The sequence below is a fragment of the Micromonospora sp. NPDC005205 genome, assembly GCF_040608275.1.
Lineage (GTDB): Bacteria > Actinomycetota > Actinomycetes > Mycobacteriales > Micromonosporaceae > Micromonospora.
This window is the reverse complement of the sequence record NZ_JBEXHV010000001.1, coordinates 312,334-335,858: the sequence shown is the minus strand read 5'-3', so window position 1 is coordinate 335,858 and position 23,525 is coordinate 312,334. Positions and strand designations below refer to the sequence as shown.

Below are 23,525 nucleotides of genomic sequence, written 5' to 3'. Positions count from 1 at the left end.
GAGCATGGCCACGCCTCAGACCCCCTACGACGCGGTGCTGCACGCCGCACGCGACGTGACCAAGCTGGAGTCCGCCCTCGACGCCGAGATGCTCGGCAGCGCCCTGCTGGGCAGTGTCTACGCGATCGCGGAGACCGACCGCGACGCCGCCGTACGGGATTTCGTCACCGGCTTCCTCGCCGCCACCGCCCGCCGCAGGGTCGCGGCGGCGACCACCATCCGGCAGGTCTTCGCCACCCTCGTTCCGACCGCCGAGGGCGCCGATCGGGTGCGCCCGGGCAGCCAGGCGCCCGCCTGGACGTCCCAGCTCGGCCGGGTGCACCTCACCGGCACCTGGGCGTACGGCGACGTGTACGGCGACCAGACCTCCTACCTCGCGACCTTCGCCTACGACGACGAGTCCGGCGGCTCGGAGCACGCGCTGGTGGCCCTGGTGGACCACAACATCGGGATCACCAAGGACATCTTCGTGGGCGGGCCGGCCGAACGGATCCTGGACCAGGTCCGGCAGATGTGCGCCGACGACGAGCTGACCTGGTTCCGTACCGAAGATCCAGCCCGGTTCCGGGGCGAGGTGGCTCGCCATCTGGCGGTCACCGACGACCTGGGCGAGTTGCCCGGCGAAGGGTCGCTCGCCACCGACCGGGCGTTGGTCGGGGCCCGGCTGGCGATGCTGCCCACCGCTGCCGACCCGACCGGTCCGGCGGAGGTCGAGCCGCTCTCCGCAGCCGAGCGCACCGACCTGGTCCGGCGGTTCCTCGCCGCGCCGGAGGCCGCCCGCTTCGGGCTGGATGCCGTCGACGGTCCGGAGTTGGCCTCGCTGCACTTCTGCCTGAGCCTGCTGCTGGACCACTCGGCGAGCTTCCCGGACGCCGACCCGATGCGCTGGAGTCCGGCGGTGTCCGGGCTCTTCCTGCTGGACTGGGTGCACCGCCGGGCCGTGCTGGACATGGACGACGCGGCGATGCTCCCCCGGGTGCTGCGGGCCTGGGCGCGGTACGCGTCGCGCCAGCGCGGGCTGCCCGAGGCGGCGACGACGCGCACCGACGAGGCGATCGAGGAGATGGTGCCGGAGTTCGCCCGCCTCTACTCGACCGGTGAGCGGCGCAGCGCGGCCACCGCCGCGGTGGCGCAGCTGATGGCCGACGGGGTGGACCCGGACGACCCTGCCGCGCTGGACGCGTGGATCGAGGCGAACCGCCACCGCCTCGCCGACGACGGCGCCTGACGGCGTCTGAGGGTGGGCGGCTACGCGCCGCTCGCCCTCGGCCCGGCCGGCATCGCCCTCCTGGGCCCGCGTGGGTCGAGCCAGCGCAGCGGGTCCTGGGCCCAGGCAGCGCCGCAGGTTTCGGGTCGGGCTAGCGCAGCGAACCGAAGATCACCGCGGCGATCAGGGCGCCGAGCGCACCTCCGGCCAGCACCTGTGCCAGCGTGTGGTCCTTCAGCCGTACCCGGGACCAGCCGACCACCGCCAGCAGCGGTGCGGCGACGACCAGCCGGGTCCCGAAGGTCAGCATCAGGATGACCAGCGTCCCGGCGGCCACCGCCGAGTGGATCGACATCTTCCACCAGTGGCTGACCGACACGGCGACGACGAGGCCGACGAGGCCGGACACCGCCAGTGCCAGCAGCGGGCGGGGCGCGCCGAGCACGGCGAGCAGGGCGAGCCCCGCCGCGACCGCACCGAGGCCGACCAGCAGCGGCGCCCGGCGCTGCTCCCGGCGGCCGACGTGGTGGTCGGTGAGCCGGCCCCGGCGTACCCCGCCGACGATGTAGGCGAACGGAATGCCGGTGACGAAGAGAGTGGCGAGCAGACCCCAGACGAGGCCCTGACCGGGGCGGCTGGCGCTGCGCCAGCTCACCGTGATGATCAGCAGCGACACGAGCACCGCCGGGGCGGTCACCTCGGTGACCAGCCGGGCGATCCGGAGCCCCGGGCCGGGCCGGATGGTGACCGGGCGGGGTTCCGCACCGCCGCCCACGCCACCCCCTCCGGTACGCGCCTACCGCCGAGCGCCGCCGCCGCCGCCGGACGGGTCGCGCCTGATCGTCACCGTACCGTCGGCGGGACCGCAGAGTAGGTCGGTCCGGCCAGTGGCGCCGGGCTGACGCTGGGCGTCGGGGCGACGGCCGACGGCGACGGGATCACCGGGCCGGGTCGGCGGGTCGGTACCGCGGGCGGCGTGGGTGTGGGGGCTGGGACGGACCGGGTGCTGGTCGGCACGGCGGTCGCTGTCGCGTCGTCGGTCGGCGTGGGCGTCGGGTCCACCGTCAGGGCCGGGGTCGGATCGGGATCGGCCGAGCTGGAAGGGCCCGGCGAGTCGGTGGGGTCCGGGTCCGCCGAGCCGGTGGGGTCTGGCGGATCGGTCGGTTCCGGGCCCGGCGAGTCGGTCGGGTCCGGTGGATCGGTCGGGTCCGGCGGATCGGTCGGGTCCGGCGGATCGGTCGGGTCCGGGTCGGTCGGCGGTGGCGGAGCGACGGGCGGGGGTACCGGCGGCGAGATGCTCCGCGTGGGTCTCGGTGCCACCGGCGGGGCGGTCGTCCACCGGGCGGGCCCGGGATCGGCAGCGGCGGGCCCTCCCCGCGCGTGCGACGGCGCGGCCGGCAGCCAGCCGCTGGTCGGGCCGACGCTGGGTGTGCCGAGCGGGGGAAGCGCCGGTTGGCTGGTCATCGGCATGGGGATCACCACCGGCCCGACGGACGGGGTCGGCATGAACGGGGTGCCGCTGTCCGGTAGGGCGCTGCTGCCCGGGGTGGCCGAGCCCGCGCTGATCGCGGCGAGGATGGGCATCGACGCCGTGCCGGCCAGCAGCGCGACGGTGAGCAGGTAACCGCGGGAGGTGCCACCGGCGCCGGGGGCCCGGTGGACACCGACCACCCGGCGATAGCCGCCAGCCGACCGGTGCCGACCGAGCGCTGGTGTGCCGGGACCGTCACCTGGCTCGTACACCGCACACCCCTAGTCGTCGGCCGTCGGAGGACATGAATGGACGCCGCCGTAGGGTAGAACCCGACAAATAACCCGATAGGCGCGATCCTGCGGGAATCAGCCTGGCGCAGTCACCCTGGGTCAGCCAACCTCCACTGCGTGTCGACACGCAGTGCTGCCCGAACGGTGACGAATCGTGCCGCAACGCATGGGAAACGCCGGCCGGCATGATGGCGACAAACGGCGTCAAAGCATGGGCAGTCGGATTGCGGAGGCAGGCGTACTGTGGGCGCGCTCACCTGCTCTGCGAATATGGAGCACGACGGCAACGCAGCCGTGACCTCCGCGCACCCTCGCGGCAGGCGCGGTTGAGCGCCGGCGCTCCCGATCCGGGTTCGGCCAGACCCCGGATCACGCCGTGCGGCAACCCCCACCGGGGCTAGGCGCGGCCGCCAGGAACCGGTCCGGCAGCAGCCGGGCAGGCGCACGAGTTGCGCGGCCGGGTGACCCCCCGGTGCCGACGCAGACACGACAGGGAGACACCGATGGCAAAGGGCGACCCCGGGGGCACCACCCGCAGCAGGCGGGCTGCACCCCGCTCCAGGAAGGGCGCGGCCGGCGACCCCGCGCTGGTGCAGCTACTCACCCCCGAAGGCGAGCGGATCGACAGCGCCATCGGGCCGGACGGCACCGAGTACCGCGTCGACTTCACCGACGAGGAATACCGCGGTCTCTACCGCGACCTGGTGCTGGTCCGGAAGCTGGACGCCGAGGCGACCGCTCTCCAGCGTCAGGGCGAGCTGGGCCTGTGGGCCAGCCTGCTCGGCCAGGAAGCCGCCCAGGTCGGCTCCGGGCGGGCGCTGCGTACCCAGGACATGGCCTTCCCGACCTACCGGGAGCACGGCGTCCTCTATTGCCGGGGCATCGACCCGATCATGCCGCTCGGCCTGTTTCGCGGCGTCGACCAGGGCGGCTGGGACCCGAACGAGTTCAAGTTCAACATGTACACGATCGTCATCGGGGCGCAGACCCTGCACGCGACCGGCTACGCGATGGGCATCACCATCGACGGCAAGACCGGCACCGACGACGGCGAGGCGGCGATCGCCTACTTCGGTGACGGCGCCACCAGCCAGGGCGACGTGAACGAGGCATTCGTCTGGGCCAGCGTGTTCAACGCGCCGCTGGTCTTCTTCTGCCAGAACAACCAGTACGCGATCTCCGAGCCGCTGGAGCGGCAGACCCGTGTCCCCCTCTACCAGCGGGCCGCCGGCTTCGGCTTCCCCGGCGTACGGGTGGACGGCAACGACGTGCTCGCCACGTACGCGGTCACCCGCACCGCGCTGGACAACGCCCGCCTCGGGCAGGGCCCGAGCCTGATCGAGGCGTACACCTACCGGATGGGCGCGCACACCACCTCCGACGACCCGACCCGCTACCGCATCGCCAGCGAGGTCGAGGCGTGGCAGGCCAAGGACCCGATCGCCCGGGTAAAGGCCTTCCTGGAGAAGCAGCAGATCGCCGACGCGGGCTTCTTCGCCGAGGTCGACGAGCAGGCCCGCCGCGAGTCTGTGCACCTGCGTGAGCGGGTGCTCGAGATGCCGAACCCGGAACCGGTGACGATGTTCGACAACGTCTACCCCAACGGGTCTCCGCTGCTCGACGAGCAGCGCGCGAAGTTCAGCCGCTACATGGAGTCGTTCGAGGGGAGCGCCCACTGATGGCCACGGAGACGCTCACCATCGGAAAGGCCCTCAACACCGGTCTGCGCCGCGCCCTGGAGAACGACCCCAAGGTCATCATCATGGGCGAGGACGTCGGCAAGCTCGGCGGCGTCTTCCGGATCACCGACGGTCTGCAGAAGGACTTCGGCGACCAGCGGGTGATCGACACCCCGTTGGCCGAGTCCGGCATCATCGGCACCGCTGTCGGTCTGGCCATCCGCGGCTACCGGCCGGTCTGCGAGATCCAGTTCGACGGCTTCGTCTACCCCGCGTACGACCAGATCGTGTCGCAGGTGGCGAAGATGCACTACCGCTCGGGCGGCAAGCTCAGCATCCCCATGGTGATCCGGATCCCGTTCGGCGGCGGCATCGGCGCGGTCGAGCACCACTCCGAGTCGCCGGAGGCGTACTTCGCGCACACCGCCGGCCTGAAGGTGGTGACCTGCTCCAACCCGCAGGACGCGTACGTGATGATCCAGCAGGCCATCGCCTCGGACGACCCGATCGTCTTCCTGGAGCCCAAGCGGCGCTACTGGGAGAAGGGCCAGGTCGACCTGGACGCGCCGCTGTCCGACGCGTACCCCCTGCACTCGGCCCGGGTCGTGCGGCCCGGCACCGACGTCACCGTGCTGGCCTACGGTCCGATGGTGCGGACCTGCCTGGAGGCGGCGACCGCCGCCGCCGAGGACGGCCGGGAGCTGGAGGTCATCGACCTGCGCTCGCTCTCGCCGCTGGATCTGACCGCGGCGTACGAGTCGGTGAAGCGCACCGGCCGCGTGGTCGTGGTGCACGAGGCGCCGTCCAACATCGGCCTCGGCGCCGAGTTGGCCGCCCGGATCACCGAGGAGTGCTTCTACTCCCTGGAGTCGCCAGTGCTGCGGGTGACCGGCTTCGACACCCCCTACCCGGCCGCCCGGGTGGAGGAGGAGTACCTGCCCGACCTCGATCGGGTGCTCGACGCCGTCGACCGCACCTTCGGCTGGTGAGCGACATGTCCCGGATCAAGACGTTCAACCTGCCCGACCTGGGCGAGGGGCTGACCGAGGGCGAGATCCTGGCCTGGCTGGTCAAGGTCGGCGACACCATCGAGCTGAACCAGCCGATCGTCGAGGTGGAGACGGCGAAGGCGGCCGTGGAGATCCCGGCGAAGTGGGCCGGCCAGGTCCAGGCGATCCACCACCCGGAGGGCACCACGGTCGAGGTCGGTACGCCGATCATCGCGATCGACACCGACCCGGGTGCCGGGCCGCTGGAGGCGCTGTCGACCACTGCCACGCCCAGCGGTGACCTGCCCACCCCGTCGGCGGCCTCGCTGGCGGCGGTGGAGGTGGCACCGGCCGAGGGCATGATCGAACCCGGTCTGATCGGCGGTGCGGCCCCGGGCGGGCGGACGGCGGTGCTGGTCGGCTACGGCCCGCGAACGACCGCCGCGAAGCGCCGCCCCCGCAAGAACGCCGCCCCCGCGCAGCCCGCCGCCCCCGCTGGGGTCGATCATGGAGTTGTGGTGGGTCACAAACCGGCCCCGACTCCCACGATTCCGGCACCACAAGTCCATGATCGACGCGGCGGGGCAAGCGGGGGAGCCGTGCTGGCCAAGCCGCCGGTGCGCAAGCTCGCCAAGGATCTCGGGGTCGACCTCGGCACGTTGACCGGGTCGGGGCCGCTCGGCTCGATCACCCGGGAGGACGTGCAGCAGGCGGCGAACGGCGCGAGCGTTGTGGTTGCCGAGCCGATCGCGGCGACGACGGCGCCCAGCTTCGGCGCGGACCGGGAGCAGCGCATCCCGGTCAAGGGCGTCCGCAAGCTGACCGCCGAGAACATGTCCCGCTCGGCGTTCACCGCCCCGCACGTGACGGAGTTCCTGACCGTCGACGTGACCCGGGCGATGAAGGCACTGGACCGGCTGCGCGGCCGGCGGGAGTGGCGCGACGTACGGGTCTCGCCGCTGCTGCTGGTGGCGAAGGCGGTGCTACTGGCGGTGCAACGGCACCCGATGGTCAACTCGACCTGGGCGGGCGACGAGATCGTGGTCAAGGAGTACGTCAACCTCGGCATCGCGGCGGCCACCGAGCGCGGCCTGATCGTGCCGAACGTCAAGGACGCCGGCCGCCTCTCGCTGCGGGAGTTGGCGGACGCGCTGACCGACCTGGTGCAGACGGCGAAGTCCGGCCGCACCTCGCCGGCGGCCATGTCCGGCGGCACCCTGACCATCACCAACGTCGGCGTGTTCGGGGTGGACACCGGCACACCGATCCTGCCGCCGGGTGAGTCCGCGATCCTGGCCTTCGGCGCGGTGCGGGAGATGCCCTGGGTGCACAAGGGCAAGGTCAAGGTTCGCCAGGTCACCACGCTGGGGCTGAGCTTCGACCACCGGATCATCGACGGTGAGCTGGGCTCGAAGTTCCTGCGGGACGTCGGCGACTTCCTCACGGATCCGGAGGCGGCGCTGCTCGCCTGGACCTGATCGTCTCAGAACGCCAGCCACGGCCGGTGTGCCACGGGTTAACGCCCGGCACACCGGCCGTGCCCGTTGAGCGAAGGAACCGTCGGCCAAGCGGCCTGTTGACCTTTGATTGTTAGGCAGGTGTCTCAGCTCACCTAATAATCGATGGAATTTCGCCGGCTTCTGCTGTTGAATAGATGCATCAGGGGCTGACAACCGAATAGCTAGGGGGACCCACCAATGAGCAGCATGATCGAGCGAATCCGCAACCACCGCGACGCGACCCGCCGCGCCCGTGCCATCGAGCACGCGCTGCGCTCGGCGAACTCGCCGGCGGTTCGCGAGGAAATCCTCGTCATCGCCCAGCGTCACATGAGCTGACGCTCCACTACATTCCTCACCTCCTCCAGATCGATGGCCCACCCGGCCCACCGGGTGGGCCATCGGCGTTTCCCAGACACCACCACCGGGATTCCGCCCTGCCGCAGCGCCCGGTACGGTGGGCTTCGGTCGCCGCCCGCCGACCCGGCAGAGGCCGAGCCGACAGGAACTGCTCGACATCAACCGGCCACGGTGAGTGACGAGCAGTGCTCCTTGGACGGTTCGTGCCACCACCCGATACCGTGCGGGGAGCCGGCACAGCGGTACGCCGGTGACGCCGGCAGCCACGCCGAGGAGACCGATCGGCACCGGCGAGCCGACATGTGATGGAGGAGGCGCACCCATGACGTCCGAGGGCCCGCACCGACCCGGCCAGGAGCCGGACGAGGTGTCACCGGGCGCCGGCGGACCGGCGCCGTACGGCGACCGCCCGGCGCAGCCGGACAACGGCCAGAACGCCGCCGGCCCCGACCTGGGCTGGGCACCCCCGCCCCCGACGCGACCGAACCCGTCGGCGCCGGCATGGGCGACCCAGCCTGAGCAGCCGCCGGCCCCCGCCTGGGGTGCCGCCGCCGCGCAGCCCAACGACCCGGCGCAGCCCGCCTGGGCCGCCGGTGGTGGCGCGAGCGAGCCGCCGCAGCAGCAGCCCGGCGCATGGTCCGGCAACGACGGCGCGCCGACCCCGGCACAGCCCGAACCCTGGGCCGCGCAGCAGCAGGGCTGGACGCCCGCCGAGCAGAGCGCACCCGCTCCGACCTGGACCCCGAACGCCCCCGCTGAGCAGCCGGACTGGGTGCAGGCCCAGCCAGCCGCACGGGGCGCCGCGCAGGTTCCCCCGGCCACCGCCGCCTGGCCCGCCCAGGAGGACCCGGCCAGCGGCTGGGGCGGCGCGGCCCAGGCCAACCCGCCCGCAGCCGACTGGCGGGCGACCGAATCTCCGCAATCCGACGCACCGCAGGCCGCCGGCTGGTCCGGCGGCGCCCAGCAGGAGCAGGCCACCGGCAACGGCGGTTGGCCCGCCGCCGGCGCCGCCCGCGACGACCAGCCGGTGTGGACGCCGGCGGAGCAGTCGCCACCGGCCTGGGGCCAGCCCGCCGAAGCGACCGAGCAGCCCGCCCCCGGCTGGGGTCAGGCCGCCCAGCCGAGCCAGGCCCGTGGCGCCGCCCAGGTCCCGGCCCCGGCCACGAACTGGCCCGCGCAGGACGATCCGGCCAACTCCGGCGGGTGGGCCGCGCAGCAGCAGGCGCAGCCCGCATCGTGGAACGACGGCAACGACGCGCGGCAGGACCAGCCCGCGCAGCCGGCCGCCTGGGCCGAGGCCGAGGGCCGTCCACAGCAGCCCGACTGGGTGCTCTCCCAACCGGAGCAGCCGACCGAGCGGCCGGAGCAGGCAGGGTGGACCCCGGCGGAGCCGAGCAACCTCCCCGCCCGTGCCAGCGCCAGCGTGCCCACCAGCGGCGGCGCGCCCAACTGGGCCGCCGGCCCGGACAACGCCGCCCAGGGCAACTCCGGCGGCGTGCCGGAGGCCGAGCCGTGGGCCCCCGGTGAGGTGTGGGGTCGCGCGGAGGCCGAAGCTTCCGCCCAGTCCCGTGGAGGCTGGGAGGCGGACCGCGGCGACGAGGCACCGGCCTACCAGCCCGGGCCCGCGCCGGGCATCTCGCCGGCGAACGCGGTGCCGCTGCCCCCGCAGGAGCAGCGCGTCCCGGGTGCCAGCCTGGCTGCCGTCCCGCCGTCCGACTACGCGCCCCAGGCTCAGTTCGCTCCGATCCCCGAGCAGCCCGCCTACGCCGAGCGGGAGACCCCGGACGCCGCCGCGCAGTACGGTGGCCGCCCCGAGGACGTCTCCGTGAGCGGCGCGGTGGTACCCGCCCCGCGCACCTCGCCCGAGTCCGGAGCAGGCCGCGCGGTCGTACCGGTGTCGGACGCCGAGTCGGCAGCCGGCGCGGCGGCCCGGGCCACGGCGAGCGCTTCGGTGCCGCTGGCGAGCAGGGTGATGCCCCCGACCGACCAGGCCATCCGACCGACCGGCACGGCCAACCCGCAACCCCGGGTGTACGGCCGTCCGGCACGACCGGAGCCCGAGGCCGAGCCGGAGCCGGAGGCGTTCCAGGGCGACCCGGGCGCCGACCGTCAGGGTGCTCCGGAGTGGCAGAACGACGCGCCACGACAGGCCACGCCCGACTGGCAGCACGAGGAGCAGCGGCAGATCGCTCCCGACTGGCAGAACGACGCGCAGCGGCAGCAGCCCGCACCCGACTGGCAGAACGACGCGCAGCGGCAGGCTGGGCCCGGCTGGGGCGGCGAGCCCCCGGCCGATCCGCGCTTCGACGACCGGCAGCCCGCACCGAACGCGTTCAACGAGGCGCCGCCGGCGTTCCCGCCCGGTGTGCCGTCCTTCGTCGACGCCCCGGGCAACAACAGGCCGGTGAACGGCACCCGCCCGCACTCCGGTGCCGAGCCGCCGGCGGACCAGTTCGGCGGCCCCGGGGCGTCTGCCGCCGGCACCCCGAACGGAACGGCGACCTTCGGTGCGCCGAACTTCGGCGGCCCGGGCTCCGGCGCGCCGGGCTACGGCGGGCCGACGACCGAACCGGTGCCGGGCGGCGGTTTCCCGCCGTCGTTCCCGCCACCGCCGCAGCCCACGCCGTCCTGGGGCCAGGAGGCCGGCCAGTCGGACCATGGCCGGTTCGACGCGTTCAAGCCGGACGCCGTCGACGAGCCGAAGGTGGAGCCCCCGACGCCGAAGGTACGCAACGGCCGGGTGCTGGCCGCGGTGCTGATCGCCGCGATGCTCATCCTGGCGGTGCCGCTCGGCCTGCTGCTCCTGCTCGGCAAGGTCGGCGGGAACGACACACCGGCCTTCGACCCGGCGGTCGGCACCTGCGTGAAGCAGTCCGGGCAGGCCGGCGCCTCGGCGGCGGACTGCGGCGAGGCGGGCGCGTTCACGATCGTCTCGAAGGTGGACGCCAAGGAGAAGTGCACCGACACGACGCAGCCCCACGTGGTGTTGCCGGGTGAGGGTGCCAACCGGGTGCTCTGCCTGAAGCCGGCCGCGAAGTAGCCGCACCGACGGCGGGGTCACGGGCAACCGTGACCCCGCCGTCGTCGTACCCGCAGGTGGTACCGAATCTCGCCCCCTCCGGCCGGGCGCGGGCCGGTGGTCAGGCACGATGGGTGCATGAGCGCACGAGTACGGGCTCCCGAACTTCGCGGTCGGGGCTGGCTGAACACCGGTGGACGCGACCTCAAGCTCGCCGACCTTCGCGGCAAGATCGTAATCGCGGATTTTTGGACGTTCTGCTGTATCAACTGCCTGCACGTGCTCGATGAGCTGCGCCCGCTGGAGGAGAAGTACGGCGACGTGCTCGTCGTCATCGGCGTGCACTCGCCGAAGTTCGAGCACGAGAAGGACGCCGACGCGCTCGCCGCCGCGGTGGAGCGGTACGGGGTGCACCACCCCGTACTCGACGATCCCGAGATGGACATGTGGCAGCAGTACGCGGCCCGGGCCTGGCCGACCCTGTCGGTGATCGACCCCGAGGGTTACGTGGTGGCCACCATGGCCGGCGAGGGGCACGCCGAGGGGCTGGCCCGACTGATCGACGAGTTGATCACCACCCACGAGGCCAAGGGCACCCTGCACCGGGGGAACGGCCCGTACGTCCCGCCGCCGGCACCGGAGACGGCGCTGCGTTTCCCGGGTAAGGCGGTGCTGCTGCCCAACGGCAACCTGCTGGTCTCGGACTCGGCCCGACACTCTTTGGTCGAGGTCGACCCGGACGGCGAGACGCCGGTGCGCCGGATCGGCTCGGGCGAGCGCGGCCGGGCGGACGGCCCGGCCGCGGCGGCGACGTTCTCCGAGCCGCAGGGCGTGTGCGTGCTGCCCACGCACGTCGCCGAGGTGGCCGGCTACGACCTGGTGGTGGCCGACACCGTCAACCACCTGCTGCGCGGCGTACGGCTGGAGTCCGGGGAGGTGGTCACCGTTGCCGGCAGTGGGCGGCAGTGGCGCGCTGAGGTCGACGACCACGCCCACGACGCGTTCGCCGTCGACCTCTCGTCGCCGTGGGACCTGGCCTGGTACGACGACAAGCTGATCATCGCGATGGCCGGCATCCACCAGCTCTGGTGGTTCGACCCGATCAAGCGGACCGCCGGCATGTACGCCGGCACCACAGTGGAGGCGTTGCGCGACGGCCCGCTGGCCGAGGCGTGGATGGCCCAGCCGTCGGGGCTCTCCACCTCCGCCGACGGCACCCGGCTCTGGGTGGCCGACAGCGAGACCAGCTCGATCAGGTACGTCGAGAACGGTGTGCTGGGCACCGCCGTCGGTCAGGGCCTGTTCGACTTCGGGCACGTGGACGGCCCGGCGGAGTCGGCGCTGCTCCAGCACCCGCTGGGCGTGTGCGCGCTGCCGGACGGCTCGGTGCTGATCGCGGACACGTACAACGGTGCGGTGCGCCGCTTCGACCCGGCCAGCAACCAGGTCTCCACCGTCGCCGACGGGTTGGCGGAGCCGAGCGACCTGGTGCTCACCCCGTCCGGTGAGGTGCTGGTGGTGGAGTCCGCCGCACACCGGTTGACCCGGCTCGCCCCCGGCGCCCTGTCGGCGGCGGGTGCCAGCACTGTGGACGGGCCACGGCACCGCACCGAGCGCAAGCCGACCGACGTCGCCGCCGGCGAGGTCACCCTGGACATCGTCTTCACCCCCGCGCCGGGGCAGAAGCTGGACGAGACGTACGGGCCGTCGACCCGGCTGGTGGTCTCCGCGTCCCCACCGGAACTGCTGGTGGACGGTGCCGGCACGGGCACCGAGCTGTCCCGCCGGCTGGTGCTCAACGGCGAGGTCACCGCGGGGGTGCTCCAGGTGACCGCGCAGGCGGCGACCTGTGACGCGGACGTCGAGCACGCGGCGTGCCACCTGACCCGACAGGACTGGGGTGTACCGGTCCGGGTGGTCGACGGCGCCGTGACCCGGCTGCCGCTGGTGCTTCGCGGCCTGGACGCCTGACGTGATTCGGAGGGGCCCAGCTGGGCCCCTCCGGTCAGGCGAACGGGGCCAGTGTGATGTCGGCGTCGATCAGGCTGGCGCGGACGAGTTCGGCGGCGGAGACCGCGCCCGGCGTGTCGCCGTGCACGCAGATCGAGTCGACCGAGCAGGGGATGACAGTGCCGTCGACAGCCACCACGCTGCGTTCGGTGGCCATCCGCGCCGCCCGTTCGGCGATCTGCTCGGGGTCGGTGATCACCGCGCCGGGGGTGCCGCGCGGCATCAGCGCCCCGTTGGGCAGGTAGGCGCGGTCGGCGAACGCCTCGGCAACCACTGGCAGGCCAGCGCCCACGGCGAGTTGGGCGAGCGTCGAACCGGGAAGGCAGAGTACGGGCAGCTCCGGGTCGTAACCGCTGACGGCGGCGACCACCGCCGCCGCCTGGGACTCGTCGGTGCTGGCCGCGTGGTAGAGCGCGCCGTGCGGCTTCAGGTAGCGGACCCGGGTGCGGAACAACCGGCAGAACGCGTCCAGCGCCCCCAACTGGTAGGTCACCTCGTCGCGCAGCTCGGCGAAGTCGTACGCGATGTGCCGCCGGCCGAAGCCGGCCAGGTCCCGGTAGCCGACCTGCGCGCCCACCGCGACCCCGCGTCGCGCGGCGCCCTCGCAGACCCGCCGCATTGTCGACGGGTCGCCGCCGTGAAAGCCGCAGGCGACGTTGGCGGAGGTCACGAGGCTCAGCAGCGCCTCGTCGTCACCGAGTCGCCAGATGCCGAATCCCTCGCCCAGATCAGCGTTGAGGTCCATGGAATCTGACGGTAGTACCTGGCCGGGCCTGCGCGAGCGGGGTCACGTCGGTGACCACCCCGATGACGGGGTATCCACCGGTGGTCGGATGGTCCGCGAGGAAGATCAGGGGTTGCCCGTCCGCCGGCACCTGCACCGCGCCGAGCACGATGCCCTCGCTGGGGAGTTCGCCGGCCACCGCACGGGGCAGCGCCGCGCCGGCGAGCCGCGCACCGACCCGGTTGCTCACCGGGCTGACGGTGTACGCGCTGCCGAAGAGCCGGTCGAACGCCGTCGGCGTGAACCAGTCCTCGCGAGGACCGGGACCCAGCGTCAGGTGCAGCTCTTCAGGCGGCGTGGGGCACACTGTCAAATCCACCGGTGCCGGGGTGCCGACCGGATCACCGAGCGGCAGCAGGTCACCATCCCGTAGCCGGGGCGGGCCGAGCCCGGAGAGGGTGTCGGTGGCCCGGCTCCCGAGCACCGGTGACACGTCGATGCCGCCCGCCACCGCCAGCCAACTCCGTACGCCCCGCCGGGCGGGACCGATCCGCAGCACCGTCCCGGCCGGCACGCTGAGCGGGCGTCCCGTGTCACCGGGCCGAGCACCCGCCTGGACGGGGACCTCGGTGCCGGTGACCGCCACCGTGGCGGCCCGGGTCAACCGCACTGTGCAGCCGGTCAGGGTGATCTCCAGGCCGGCCGCGTGCTCCGGATTGCCGACCAGCCGGTTGGCCAACCGCAGGGCACCCGGGTCGAGGGCGCCGGACCGGGGTACGCCCAGGTGCGCCCAGCCGGGCCGGCCCAGGTCCTGCACAGTGGTGAGCGCACCGGCGCGGATCACCTCGATGACGGCCGGGCGGGTCACGCCGCCACCATGCGCACCGTGGTGCCCGGACCGAGTCGGGCCGGCGGGTCCGCGGCCACGTCGAACAGCACCAGGTCGGTCCGACCGACCAGCAGCCAGCCGCCCGGGGAGGCGCCCGGGTAGATGCCGGCGTACGGGCCCGCCAACGCGACCGAGCCGGCCGGCACCCGGGGACGGGGGGTGGCCAGCCGGGGCAGCGCCAACTCGGCGGGCAGCCCGGTCAGGTAGGGGAATCCGGGGGCGAACCCGCAGAAGGCGACCCGGAACCGCGTGCTGGTCAATTTGTGCCGCACTGCCGGCACGTCCACGCCCCAGTGTTCCGCCACCGCCGCCAGGTCCGGCCCGTCGAAGGTGACCGGCACGAACACGTCCGCCGCGTCGTCGGACCCGTCTTCGGCTGTGGCGTCGCGGAGTTCGGCTGCGCCTCGGGCCCGGGCGTCATTGTCCGCTCCGGCGTCGGTTTCGATGTCGGCGCGGGCGTCGGCGTCGTCGGCGCGGGCTTTGGCGTGGGCGGCGCGAGCGTGGGCGGCGTGGGTGTGGGCGGCGTGGGTGTGGGTTTGGGTGTGGGCACCAGCATGGGCGGCGTGGGCTTGGGCGGCGTGGGCTTGGGCGGCGTGGGCTTGGGCGGCGTGGGCTTGGGCGGCGTGGGCTTGGGCGGCGACTTTGGGATTGGCCCCGGGATTGGCTTGGTGTGGGCGGGTGATCGCGGCGGCGGCGGCGGCGGCGGCGGCGGCGGCGGCGGCGGCGGCGGCGGGTGCCCAACGGGTCAGCTGCTCGGTCGTGGTGGCCGGGTCGGGCAGGCCGTCGAGTAGCACGGTCCGGGCCGCCGGCACGATCTCCACGGCGATCAGGTCGCCCCGCTCCCGACGCCGCCACAGCTCGGCCCGCCACGCTTCGACAAGGGCGGCCTCCGGGATGTCGGCCACGGCTTCGGGGGTGTCGGCGGGGGCGGTGCAGTCGAGTAGCAGGGCGTGCGCCCCGACCTGTCGGATCCGCATCCGCTCATCCTCGCCGATGCCGTGCCGATCCGGTGTTCACGGTGACGGTGCCGGGTGTCACCAACGCCACTACTTACAAGTAACCTACGGTGCCGTAACCTGATCAGGTGACCACCTCCGCCCCGCTTCGCCTGAAGCCGGTCGACATCGGTAAGCCCCGGATGCGCGGCTGGCTGCACACGTACGCCTTCTTCGTCGCCCTGGTCTGCGGCATCGTGCTCTGCTCGATCGCCGCCACCCGGCCGGGGTGGGCACCCCTGGTGAGCTGCCTCATCTACAGCCTGACGGTCTGCGGGCTCTTCGGCACGAGCGCGCTGTACCACCGCCGGGTGTGGTCGGAGCGCGGCTACCAGGTGATGCGCCGGATGGACCATTCGATGATCTTCGTGTTCATCGCCGGCACGTACACACCGCTCTGCGCGATGCTGCTCGCGCCCCGGCCAGCCACCGTGATGCTGGCCCTGGTCTGGGGTGGCGCGTTGGCCGGCGTTGCGGTCAAGGTGGTCTGGCCGCACGCGCCACGCTGGGTGTCCGCGCCGCTCTACCTGGCGCTGGGCTGGGTGGCGGTGGCAATGCTCCCGGAGATCCTGCACGGGGGCGGCGTCGCGGCGCTGGTGCTGCTGATCGTCGGCGGCGCGATCTACAGCGTCGGCGCAGTCTTCTACGCGTTGCGCCGGCCCAACCCGTGGCCGACCGTCTTCGGCCACCACGAGTTCTTCCACGCCTGCACCCTGCTGGCGGCGCTCTGTCACCACATCGCGATCTACTTCGCGCTGTTCGCCTGACCCAACCGCCAGGACCCCGAGCGCGGCTGGTCCCGGCAACCCCGCACCGCCTCGTCGATCATGGAGTTGTGGTGGGTTACAAAGCGGCCCGCACAGCACCAAACCAGGCACCACAACCCCATGATCGACGAGGCCGGGCTGTGCCCGTGCCGCGATCTTGCACTTACTGTCCTGACTTAAGGAGCATTCCGCACTTCTCGGCGACCGAAAGTGCAAGATCGGCGCGCGCACCCGAGAGCCCTGTCTGGATCGAGCACGATCTTCGGCCGATCGCCGCTTGAGGGATCGGGTCCGCACCTCAGGGGTAGCGGGGTGCTGGCGGTCCCCGGGGCACACACGCGAGCCGAGGCGCGCACACGAACCGAGGCGCGCACACGAGCCGGGGCGCGCAGACGCGAGCCGGGGCGCGCAGACGCGAGCCGGGGCGCGCAGACGCGAGCCGGGGCGCGCAGACGCTGCGGGACCCCGGAGTGTGTGGGCGAGGATCAGACCGGTCGGCCCGGCCGACGCACCTCGCGGTACTCCTGCACGACCTGGTCGTCCTGAACCGGCACGACGCGGTCGGCGACCACGCGCTCCTCGCGAACCGGCGCGGCCACTACCGGGCGGCGGCGGCTGTTCCAGAAGTAGAGGGTGGCGAGCAGGCCGGCGACGCCGGCAAGCATCAGCACCCAGCCGACCACGGCCAGGTCCAGCCAACCCAGGTCGGCCTCCACTGCAAACGCGAAGATCGCGCCCAACGCGATCAAGAAGATGCTGCCACCAATGCCCATGTCTCGCTCCTCGGCTCTAACCTGGCGTACGTCGCGCCGCGGCCGTCGGTAGGGGTGCGGCATCCATCGACTTACCCAGGCACGGAGATCGCCAATCGGGCAAGCTGGGGGCATGACGGACGCCGACCCCGACACACGGACACTGGTGTTGCTGCGGCATGCGAAGGCCGAGCAGGGTAACGACGCGGCGGACGACGCGGAGCGGCCGTTGAGCGCACGCGGGAACGCCGACGCGGCTGCGGCTGGGGCCTGGTTGGCGCACCAGGGGCTGCTGCCCGACGTGGTGATCTGCTCGACGGCCCGACGCACCCGCCAGACCTGGCACGGGGTGGCGATGGGGATGACCGGTTCACCGCCGGAGGGTGGCCCGACCGGTCCTCGCCCGACCGTCCGTTATGAGCCGGGTGCGTACGACGCGCACCCCGAGGAGTTGTTGTCGCTGGTCCGCACTGTGGACCCGGCGGCCCGCTCAGCCTTACTCATTGCCCACAATCCCGGCATCTCGCTGCTCTCCGCGCTCCTCGACCCCGAGGGAGTTCACGACGAGGGTCTGCGCACCGCCGAGCTGGCGGTGCACCGCTGCCCGCTGGGCTGGGCGGAGTTGAGCAGGGCGGGCGCGCCGCTCACGGCTCGGCACACCGCACGCGACTGAGCCACCCGCCGATCCGACGGGTGGCTCAGGGGTACGCGTCGTGCGGGGATCAGGACGGCGGCGCGGTTGGTGGCGGCGGGTCCGGCGGTGGCGGCATCATCGCCGTCGGATGAGACAGCCGGTTCTCCTCCACGATGAGGGTTCGAGCCCGCTTGCGCCGGTCCTGCCAGAACCAGACAGTGGTCAGCAGTACGGCCAGCCCGGCCAGGATGAACACCCAGCCGACCGCGCGTACGTCGATCCACCAGACGTTGGCTCTCAGCGCGAAGGTCAGGATCGCGCCGATCGCGATGAGAAAAATGCCGCTTCCTACACCCATGTGCGCTGCACTCCCCCGTGCGGTGGCTCTGGGCGTTCCCTTTCGAGGTCACGCGACGGTTACCCGCCACGGCAGCGGCATACCCGACCGGGCGCGGTCAATACGTGCCCACCGTCAGGTCCAAACGGCGGCGGCCGACGGGGCAACATGCCCCGCCGGCCGTCGGTGCCGAGTGGTGCGACCCGGCACAGGACCTAGAAGGCCTCCTCCGGGAGATCCATGATGTCGAGGTCGGCACCCTCGATGATCCGCCGGTCGGCGCCGATGCGGGGCAGCACCTCACGGGCGAAGAATCGGGCAGCTGCCACCTTGCCGGTGTAGAACGCCTTGTCGCTGGCGGAGACCTCGCCGGTCAGCGCCTTGAGCGCCACCTCGGCCTGCCGCTGCAGCAGCCAGCCGACCACCAGGTCACCGATCGCCAGCAGGAAGCGCCGGCTGCTCAGCCCGACCTTGTAGAGGGCGCGGGTCTCGCCGCCCTGCGCCTCGCCCAGCCAGCCGGTCATCACACCGAGGATGTTCTGCACCTCGCCGAGCGCCTTGCCGAGCGCCTGCCGCTCTTCCTTGAGCTGGCCGTTGCCCGCCTCGGTGGAGATGAACTCCTGGATCTCGCCGGCGACCGCCATGAGGGCCTTGCCGTTGTCCCGAACGATCTTGCGGAAGATCAGGTCCAGGCTCTGGATGGCGGTGGTGCCCTCGTACAGGGTGTCGATCTTGGCGTCCCGGACGTACTGCTCCAGCGGGTAGTCCTGGAGGAACCCGGAGCCGCCGAAGGTCTGCAGGGACTCGTGCCCGAGCATCTCGTACGCCCGCTCCGAACCGACGCCCTTGACCAGCGGCAGCAGCAGGTCGTTCACCCGCTTGGCCAGCTTGGTGGCCTTCTCGTCGCCGGCCGCCTCAGCGATGGCGACCTTGTCCTGCCAGGTGGCGGTGTAGAGAACCAGGGCACGCAGGCCCTCGGCGTACGACTTCTGCAGCAGCAGCGAGCGGCGCACGTCCGGGTGGTGGGTGATGGTGACCCGCGGCGCGGTCTTGTCCGCCTGCTGGACCAGGTCGGCGCCCTGCACCCGGTTCTTCGCGTACTCCAGGGCGTTGAGGTAGCCGGTGGAGAGGGTGGCGATGGCCTTGGTGCCGACCAGCATCCGGGCGTACTCGATGATCATGAACATCTGGCGGATGCCGTCGTGCTTGTCGCCCAGCAGCCAGCCCTTGGCCGGTACGCCGTGCTCGCCGAAGGTCAGCTCGCAGGTGTTGGAGACCTTCAGGCCCATCTTGTGCTCGACGTTGGTGGTGTAGACGCCGTTGCGCTCGCCCAGCTCGCCGGTGGTCTCGTCGAAGTGGAACTTCGGCACGACGAAGAGCGAAAGGCCCTTGGTGCCGGCGCCACCGACGCCTTCCACACCCACCGGGCGGGCCAGCACGTAGTGCACGATGTTGTCGCTGAGGTCGTGCTCACCCGAGGTGATGAAGCGCTTCACGCCCTCGATGTGCCAGGAGCCGTCCGGCTGCTGGATGGCACGGGCGCGGCCGGCGCCGACATCCGAGCCGGCGTCCGGCTCGGTGAGCACCATGGTGGAGCCCCACTGCTTGTCGATGAAGAGCTTGGCCCACCGCTTCTGCTGCTCGTTGCCCTCGACCTCCAGCACGTGCGCGAAGGACGGGCCGGAGGCGTACATCCAGATCGGGGCGTTCGAGCCGAGCACCAGCTCGGCGAGGGCCCACCAGAGGGCGCGGGGGGCGTTGGTGCCGCCCAGGTGCGGCGGCAGGTCCAGACGCCAGAACTCGGAGTCCATGAATGCCTGGTAGGACTTCTTGAACGACTCCGGGAGCGGCGCGGTGTGCGTGGCCGGGTCGAACACCGGCGGGTTGCGGTCGCTGTCCGTGTAGCTGGCGGCCAGGTCCTCGCGAGCGAGGCGATCAAGCTCGGAGAGGAAACTGCGGGCGGTGTCGGCGTCGAGTTCGGAGTACGGTTCCTGGCCGAACGCCTGGTCCGCCCCGAAGACCTCGAACAGGTTGAACTCAAGGTCCCGCAGGTTGCTCTTGTAGTGGGTCATGCTCGCTGGCCCCGCTTCCGGACAGGTGTTACCGATCAGTAACCCCGACTGTATTACTCACGGGTAGGCAGCGACAAGCGGATCACCCAAGTGACGGCCATTACACACCTGCGGGCGCGGTCGGCCGGGTCAGCTCTCGGCGGCGCCAACCTCCCAGCTCGGGACGGCGACGGCAGCGCCGGCACGGGCACCCACGTACTCCATCAGAACCAGCGCGATGTCGTCGTCGAGCCGACCGTGCACCCACTCGACCAGGGCGGTCTCCAGCGATGCCAGCCCGTCGGCGACCGTGCCATGGCCGAGCAGTCGCCAGGCCCGGTCGGCGGTCGGGAAGAACTCGCCGTCCCGCCGTGCCTCGCCGAGACCGTCGGTGAACAGCAGCAGCCGGTCCCCGGGTTCCAGGCGTTCGACCCGGGGGCGGACCACCGGCATGAACCCGAGTGGAGGCGCCGGGGCCGGCGGTTCCAGCGGGATCACCGCACCTCGACGTAGCAGCAGCGGTGGCGGATGCCCGCAGTTGACGATCGTGAGGGTGCCGCCACGTTCTTCGACCAGTGCCGCCGTGACGAAGTCCTCGTCGCCGACGTTGCGGGCGACCGCGCGGTCCAGGTCGGCGACGACCGCCCGCAGGTCGGCCCGCTCGTACGCCACGTGCCGGTAGGAACCGAGGACGATGCTGGCCAGCCGGACCGCGTCCAGGCCCTTGCCCCGCACGTCACCGATGATCATGCGGACGCCGTAGGGCGTGTCGATCGCCTCGTACAGGTCGCCGCCGATCTCGGCCGTCGCTGTGGAGGAGATGTAGCGTCCCGCGACCGAGAGCGTGCCGACCTGCGGCCCGAGCGGGCGCAACACAGCCTGCTGGGCCACCGAGGCGAGCTTGGTCAGCTCCACGATCCGCTCGGCCTGCCGCTGGCGAACCCAGGCCACCGCCACTGCCATTCCGGTGACGAGAGCGACCGCGACAACGTTGACCGAGGTGGCCAACGAAACGTTCGGCGCGACCAGCGCGAAGCCGGCGCCGATCAGTGTCGCCGCGACGCCCACCCCCAGGACCACCAGCCAGGACGCCAGGGCGGCGGCGACAACCGGCGCGGCCGCCAGGAGCGCGACGTAGTGCACCTTACGGCCGTCCGCCGCCTCCACCGCCGAGACGATCGCGAGCAGAACGAGGGCCGCGCCGAGGCCGGCGCGGGATCCGGGGCTCAGCGGGCGACGGCCCGACTGGAGGAGTCGCGTGGGTACGAGAGACAGTTTGCCTGATCCACGTGAACCGGTGAATGAACCTGACCCGTCGTCTGAGGAGGTTCTGTCCGGCCGGCCCAGTCGGCCGACCGAATCGGCGTCGCCGCTCCCGCTCAGCCGAGGACCTCGTAGCGGACGGTGAGCGCGCCCACGTCGACCGAGGCGATGCTGGCGAAGGCGGCCCGGGAGAGGTCCAGGCAGCGGCCGTCGATGAACGGGCCACGGTCGTTGATCCGCACCGTCACCGACTTGCCGTTGGCCGGGTTGGTCACCCGGACCTTGGTGTTGAACGGCAGCGTCTTGTGCGCGGCGGTCAGCGCGTCGGGGTTGAACGACTCACCGTTGGCGGTGAGCTGCCCGTCGGAGTAGAACGAGGCGCCGCACGAACCGCTCTCCAGCACCTTCGCCGCGGCCGTGGTCTTCTTGACGGTCGGCTTCGGCTTCGGCTTCGGCGACGTGGTGCGTTCCCTGCCCCGGGAGGCGGCCTGCTGCGACCGGGTCGCCGACGGGCTGGCGGTCACGCTGGGCGAGGCGCTGACGCTCGGGGTGGCGGCCGGGGAGCTGGGGGTGAGGCGGCTCGCGGCGGTGGTCGGGGTGAGGTCGAGAGCCACCTGCCCGGACTGGTCGGGGCCGGAGACCAACTGCACGGCACCTACCGTGCCGCCGACGGCGAGGGCGACGCCGACCGCCGCGGTGGCCACAATGCCCGCCGGGGAGGAGAAGATGCGGGTACGAGAGTGCTTGCCTGCCACCGGCCCGGTCCTTTCGTCGTCTGAACAAACCGGATCGGACCGTAACGAGAGAAGCACTTCCGAAGTCAACGTGATCATGGTGGTATGCGCGTATTTGCACAGGTACGTGTAGCCGATCATCCGACCCGGGGTGGGCCGGGTGGCCCGGGTGCCGTCGCGCCCGCCGCCCGTGCCGCAGGATGAGCGGATGCCCGCCGATCTGACCGAACGCCTGGCCGCCCTGTTCCAATGGATCGACCCCGGCCCGGGCACCAGTCACCTGGTCAGCGACATCTCCGGTTGGTGGCGGGACCCGGCGGTGCTGGCCGAGTTGGGGCCGGCCCTGGTAGCGCCGTACCGGGCCGCCCGGCCAACGGTGGTGCTCGCGCCGGCCGTCACCGGGCTGCTGCTCGGGCCGTTGGCCGCCACCGCCCTCGGGGTCGGCTTCGTGGCCGCACACAAGCCCGGTGACGGACGCCTGCCGGCCGGGCCACTCACCTGGGCACAGAGCCCACCGGACTACCGGGGCCGACGGGTGGACCTCGCCGTACGGGACCGACACCTCGGCCCCGACGACCGGGTGCTGGTGGTGGACGACTGGGTGCGTACCGGCGCGCAGCTGCACGCCCTCTACGACATCTGCGCCGCCCGGGGCGCCGAGGTGCTGGGCACCGCCGTGGTGGCCGTGGACTGCCCGCCCGAGGTCGCGGCCGACCTACGGATAACCGGCCTGATCGACGCCGCGGATCTGCCGGGTTGACCTCAAGCGAGGTTGAAGAACGACGATCGGTGGATGAGCGAGGGAACACTGGACGAGGCGTACGAACGACTGCACCACACCGGCCCGGAGTTCGAGGGCTGGCTGTCCAACCACGGGCCGATGGCCGTCGAGGCGCTGGTCCGGCACGGGCACCAGCAACGGGTGCACCGCTGGCTCGACGACTACCTCGGGCGACTCGACGAGCTGCCCCGAGGGCTGCACCCGATCGACGACTGGCGGGACGCGCTCGGAGACCCCAAACGCGCCGGTGACTGGCTGGCCTACTTCGACCGGCAGCTGCGCGAACACCAGTGGCGCGACGTGCTCGGCACCTGGTGGCCCCGGCTGCTGCCGGGCATCGCCGCCGGCGCCACCCACGGCGTGATCCGGGTCGGGCACGCCGTACGCGCGCTCGAAGCGGACGAGGAGAACCCACGGCGGCTCACCGAGTTGGGCCAGGCCCTCGGCTACTGGGCGGCACGCTGGCAGCCGATCCCCGGCACCGACCGGCTGTTCACCGACGATCCCGACGAGCCGGGTACCGACGACATCGACGTGGCGGGCGCGCTGGCCGGGCTGCCCCGGATCGAGGACCAGACCGGAGGGGTCCGGGACCGGCTGGGCCGGCTGCCGGCCGTACCCCGGTGGGAGCCTGCGCTCGCTGCGCTGCGCCCCGCGCGGAGCCCGGCCGAAGCGCAGCGGGGGCTCACCGCGCTGGTGCACCGGGCCGGCCTGGACTACCTGCGTTTCGGGCACACCAACCCGGTCATGCTGGTACACGCGGTCACCGCGCCGACCGCCGTGCTGCGTACCCTGCCGGCACTTGACTCGGCTCTGTGGGCGCCGAGCTTCGCTGCGGCCTGGGCCGCGACGGCGGCCATGACCTCCGTGTACGCCCCGGCCACCGGCATCGCGCCACCGACCGTCACCCCCGCGACGCCGTCGGAGGTCTTCGCCCGCGCGGCCCGCCACGGCGACGAGCACGTGGTCAAGCTCGCCGACGCGATCCTCGACGCGTACGCGACCAGTGCCGACGAGCGGCTCCTCACCGCACCCGGCTACGCCGGCCAACTGATCTGAGCGGGGCGACGG

At 72.5% G+C, this 23,525-nt stretch carries 21 protein-coding genes and 1 pseudogene; 11 read left to right on the top strand and 11 right to left on the bottom strand.

Annotated features, from left to right (window positions below; translation table 11 throughout):
- Nucleotides 1–4 precede the first annotated feature (4 nt).
- Nucleotides 5–1,228 (top strand): hypothetical protein, encoded by a 1,224-nt coding sequence (locus tag ABZU43_RS01595; RefSeq protein WP_355004653.1) that lies wholly within the window; start codon nucleotides 5–7, stop codon nucleotides 1,226–1,228.
- Nucleotides 1,229–1,358: 130 nt separating this feature from the next.
- On the opposite strand, the gene ABZU43_RS01590 is transcribed toward ABZU43_RS01595, so the two are convergent.
- Both ABZU43_RS01590 and ABZU43_RS01585 read right to left on the bottom strand, forming a co-directional pair.
- Complete coding sequence (locus ABZU43_RS01590; RefSeq protein WP_355004652.1) at nucleotides 1,359–1,982, bottom strand: phosphatase PAP2 family protein; 624 nt, start codon at nucleotides 1,980–1,982, stop codon at nucleotides 1,359–1,361.
- A 68-nt stretch (nucleotides 1,983–2,050) separates the two neighbouring features.
- Nucleotides 2,051–2,950 carry a hypothetical protein gene (locus tag ABZU43_RS01585; protein ID WP_355004651.1) on the bottom strand — a complete coding sequence of 300 codons (900 nt, stop codon included), beginning with the start codon at nucleotides 2,948–2,950 and terminating at the stop codon, nucleotides 2,051–2,053.
- Between the two features lie 524 nt (nucleotides 2,951–3,474).
- Between ABZU43_RS01585 and pdhA the strand changes: the two genes are divergently transcribed.
- The 6 genes from pdhA to ABZU43_RS01555 all read left to right on the top strand — a co-directional run bounded on the left by pdhA (nucleotide 3,475) and on the right by ABZU43_RS01555 (nucleotide 12,488).
- Nucleotides 3,475–4,650: a pyruvate dehydrogenase (acetyl-transferring) E1 component subunit alpha gene (gene pdhA / locus ABZU43_RS01580; RefSeq protein WP_355004650.1), complete on the top strand. Its 1,176-nt coding sequence runs from the start codon at nucleotides 3,475–3,477 to the stop codon at nucleotides 4,648–4,650.
- Entirely contained in the window at nucleotides 4,650–5,639 is a 990-nt protein-coding gene (locus ABZU43_RS01575; protein WP_355004649.1) for an alpha-ketoacid dehydrogenase subunit beta, read from the top strand. Before pdhA ends, ABZU43_RS01575 begins: the two co-directional genes overlap by 1 nt.
- Nucleotides 5,636–7,117, top strand: coding sequence for a dihydrolipoamide acetyltransferase family protein (locus ABZU43_RS01570; protein WP_355004648.1), 1,482 nt, complete (start codon nucleotides 5,636–5,638; stop codon nucleotides 7,115–7,117). The genes ABZU43_RS01575 and ABZU43_RS01570 overlap by 4 nt, the downstream gene beginning before the upstream one ends.
- A gap of 219 nt (nucleotides 7,118–7,336) precedes the next feature.
- Nucleotides 7,337–7,477, top strand: coding sequence for a hypothetical protein (locus tag ABZU43_RS01565; protein ID WP_355004647.1), 141 nt, complete (start codon nucleotides 7,337–7,339; stop codon nucleotides 7,475–7,477).
- A 343-nt stretch (nucleotides 7,478–7,820) separates the two neighbouring features.
- Nucleotides 7,821–10,538: a hypothetical protein gene (locus ABZU43_RS01560; protein WP_355004646.1), complete on the top strand. Its 2,718-nt coding sequence runs from the start codon at nucleotides 7,821–7,823 to the stop codon at nucleotides 10,536–10,538.
- Nucleotides 10,539–10,655: 117 nt separating this feature from the next.
- On the top strand, nucleotides 10,656–12,488 hold the full coding sequence (locus ABZU43_RS01555) for an NHL domain-containing thioredoxin family protein (protein ID WP_355004645.1): 1,833 nt from the start codon (nucleotides 10,656–10,658) through the stop codon (nucleotides 12,486–12,488).
- Nucleotides 12,489–12,522: 34 nt separating this feature from the next.
- Here ABZU43_RS01555 and ABZU43_RS01550 read toward each other — a convergent pair whose 3' ends face one another.
- From ABZU43_RS01550 to ABZU43_RS01535, 4 genes and pseudogenes are all read right to left on the bottom strand, one after another.
- Nucleotides 12,523–13,272, bottom strand: a complete 750-nt coding sequence (locus tag ABZU43_RS01550; RefSeq protein WP_355004644.1) for a 5-oxoprolinase subunit PxpA — start codon at nucleotides 13,270–13,272, stop codon at nucleotides 12,523–12,525.
- Nucleotides 13,256–14,119: a biotin-dependent carboxyltransferase family protein gene (locus tag ABZU43_RS01545; protein ID WP_355004643.1), complete on the bottom strand. Its 864-nt coding sequence runs from the start codon at nucleotides 14,117–14,119 to the stop codon at nucleotides 13,256–13,258. The genes ABZU43_RS01550 and ABZU43_RS01545 overlap by 17 nt, the downstream gene beginning before the upstream one ends.
- A complete protein-coding gene (locus ABZU43_RS01540) occupies nucleotides 14,116–14,586 on the bottom strand; it encodes a carboxyltransferase domain-containing protein (protein WP_355005167.1) in 471 nt (156 codons plus the stop codon). Before ABZU43_RS01540 ends, ABZU43_RS01545 begins: the two co-directional genes overlap by 4 nt.
- 312 nt (nucleotides 14,587–14,898) lie before the next feature.
- Nucleotides 14,899–15,117, bottom strand: a pseudogene (locus tag ABZU43_RS01535) (allophanate hydrolase subunit 1); the annotation flags it as partial.
- A gap of 107 nt (nucleotides 15,118–15,224) precedes the next feature.
- Between ABZU43_RS01535 and ABZU43_RS01530 the strand changes: the two are divergent.
- Nucleotides 15,225–15,902 (top strand): hemolysin III family protein, encoded by a 678-nt coding sequence (locus ABZU43_RS01530; RefSeq protein WP_355004642.1) that lies wholly within the window; start codon nucleotides 15,225–15,227, stop codon nucleotides 15,900–15,902.
- A 485-nt stretch (nucleotides 15,903–16,387) separates the two neighbouring features.
- Here the strand turns inward: ABZU43_RS01530 and ABZU43_RS01525 are convergent, their stop codons facing one another.
- Entirely contained in the window at nucleotides 16,388–16,675 is a 288-nt protein-coding gene (locus tag ABZU43_RS01525) for a DUF6458 family protein (RefSeq protein WP_355004641.1), read from the bottom strand.
- A 112-nt stretch (nucleotides 16,676–16,787) separates the two neighbouring features.
- On the opposite strand from ABZU43_RS01525, the gene ABZU43_RS01520 reads away from it, so the two are divergent.
- Complete coding sequence (locus tag ABZU43_RS01520; protein ID WP_355004640.1) at nucleotides 16,788–17,327, top strand: histidine phosphatase family protein; 540 nt, start codon at nucleotides 16,788–16,790, stop codon at nucleotides 17,325–17,327.
- A gap of 49 nt (nucleotides 17,328–17,376) precedes the next feature.
- On the opposite strand, the gene ABZU43_RS01515 is transcribed toward ABZU43_RS01520, so the two are convergent.
- From ABZU43_RS01515 to ABZU43_RS01500, 4 genes are all read right to left on the bottom strand, one after another.
- Nucleotides 17,377–17,646 carry a DUF6458 family protein gene (locus tag ABZU43_RS01515; protein WP_030487564.1) on the bottom strand — a complete coding sequence of 90 codons (270 nt, stop codon included), beginning with the start codon at nucleotides 17,644–17,646 and terminating at the stop codon, nucleotides 17,377–17,379.
- 194 nt (nucleotides 17,647–17,840) lie between these two features.
- Nucleotides 17,841–19,697: an acyl-CoA dehydrogenase gene (locus ABZU43_RS01510; protein WP_355004639.1), complete on the bottom strand. Its 1,857-nt coding sequence runs from the start codon at nucleotides 19,695–19,697 to the stop codon at nucleotides 17,841–17,843.
- A 129-nt stretch (nucleotides 19,698–19,826) separates the two neighbouring features.
- Nucleotides 19,827–20,951 carry a PP2C family protein-serine/threonine phosphatase gene (locus tag ABZU43_RS01505; protein ID WP_355005166.1) on the bottom strand — a complete coding sequence of 375 codons (1,125 nt, stop codon included), beginning with the start codon at nucleotides 20,949–20,951 and terminating at the stop codon, nucleotides 19,827–19,829.
- Nucleotides 20,952–21,055: 104 nt separating this feature from the next.
- Nucleotides 21,056–21,694 carry a septal ring lytic transglycosylase RlpA family protein gene (locus ABZU43_RS01500; protein ID WP_355004638.1) on the bottom strand — a complete coding sequence of 213 codons (639 nt, stop codon included), beginning with the start codon at nucleotides 21,692–21,694 and terminating at the stop codon, nucleotides 21,056–21,058.
- Nucleotides 21,695–21,881: 187 nt separating this feature from the next.
- On the opposite strand from ABZU43_RS01500, the gene ABZU43_RS01495 reads away from it, so the two are divergent.
- Nucleotides 21,882–22,433, top strand: coding sequence for a phosphoribosyltransferase family protein (locus tag ABZU43_RS01495; protein WP_355004637.1), 552 nt, complete (start codon nucleotides 21,882–21,884; stop codon nucleotides 22,431–22,433).
- Nucleotides 22,434–22,466: 33 nt separating this feature from the next.
- Nucleotides 22,467–23,513: a questin oxidase family protein gene (locus tag ABZU43_RS01490; RefSeq protein ID WP_355004636.1), complete on the top strand. Its 1,047-nt coding sequence runs from the start codon at nucleotides 22,467–22,469 to the stop codon at nucleotides 23,511–23,513.
- Nucleotides 23,514–23,525 lie beyond the last annotated feature (12 nt).

Excerpts from the sequence above, each read along its gene's own strand:
- ABZU43_RS01525 (WP_355004641.1), bottom strand. The coding sequence starts at position 16,675 with ATGGGCATTGGTGGCAGCATCTTCTTGATCGCGTTGGGCGCGATCTTC.
- ABZU43_RS01575 (WP_355004649.1), top strand. The coding sequence starts at position 4,650 with ATGGCCACGGAGACGCTCACCATCGGAAAGGCCCTCAACACCGGTCTG.
- ABZU43_RS01560 (WP_355004646.1), top strand. The coding sequence starts at position 7,821 with ATGACGTCCGAGGGCCCGCACCGACCCGGCCAGGAGCCGGACGAGGTG.
- ABZU43_RS01515 (WP_030487564.1), bottom strand. The coding sequence starts at position 17,646 with ATGGGTGTAGGAAGCGGCATTTTTCTCATCGCGATCGGCGCGATCCTG.
- ABZU43_RS01595 (WP_355004653.1), top strand. The coding sequence starts at position 5 with ATGGCCACGCCTCAGACCCCCTACGACGCGGTGCTGCACGCCGCACGC.
- ABZU43_RS01510 (WP_355004639.1), bottom strand. The coding sequence starts at position 19,697 with ATGACCCACTACAAGAGCAACCTGCGGGACCTTGAGTTCAACCTGTTC.
- pdhA (WP_355004650.1), top strand. The coding sequence starts at position 3,475 with ATGGCAAAGGGCGACCCCGGGGGCACCACCCGCAGCAGGCGGGCTGCA.
- ABZU43_RS01490 (WP_355004636.1), top strand. The coding sequence starts at position 22,467 with ATGAGCGAGGGAACACTGGACGAGGCGTACGAACGACTGCACCACACC.
- ABZU43_RS01520 (WP_355004640.1), top strand. The coding sequence starts at position 16,788 with ATGACGGACGCCGACCCCGACACACGGACACTGGTGTTGCTGCGGCAT.
- ABZU43_RS01565 (WP_355004647.1), top strand. The coding sequence starts at position 7,337 with ATGAGCAGCATGATCGAGCGAATCCGCAACCACCGCGACGCGACCCGC.
- ABZU43_RS01555 (WP_355004645.1), top strand. The coding sequence starts at position 10,656 with ATGAGCGCACGAGTACGGGCTCCCGAACTTCGCGGTCGGGGCTGGCTG.
- ABZU43_RS01495 (WP_355004637.1), top strand. The coding sequence starts at position 21,882 with ATGCCCGCCGATCTGACCGAACGCCTGGCCGCCCTGTTCCAATGGATC.
- ABZU43_RS01550 (WP_355004644.1), bottom strand. The coding sequence starts at position 13,272 with ATGGACCTCAACGCTGATCTGGGCGAGGGATTCGGCATCTGGCGACTC.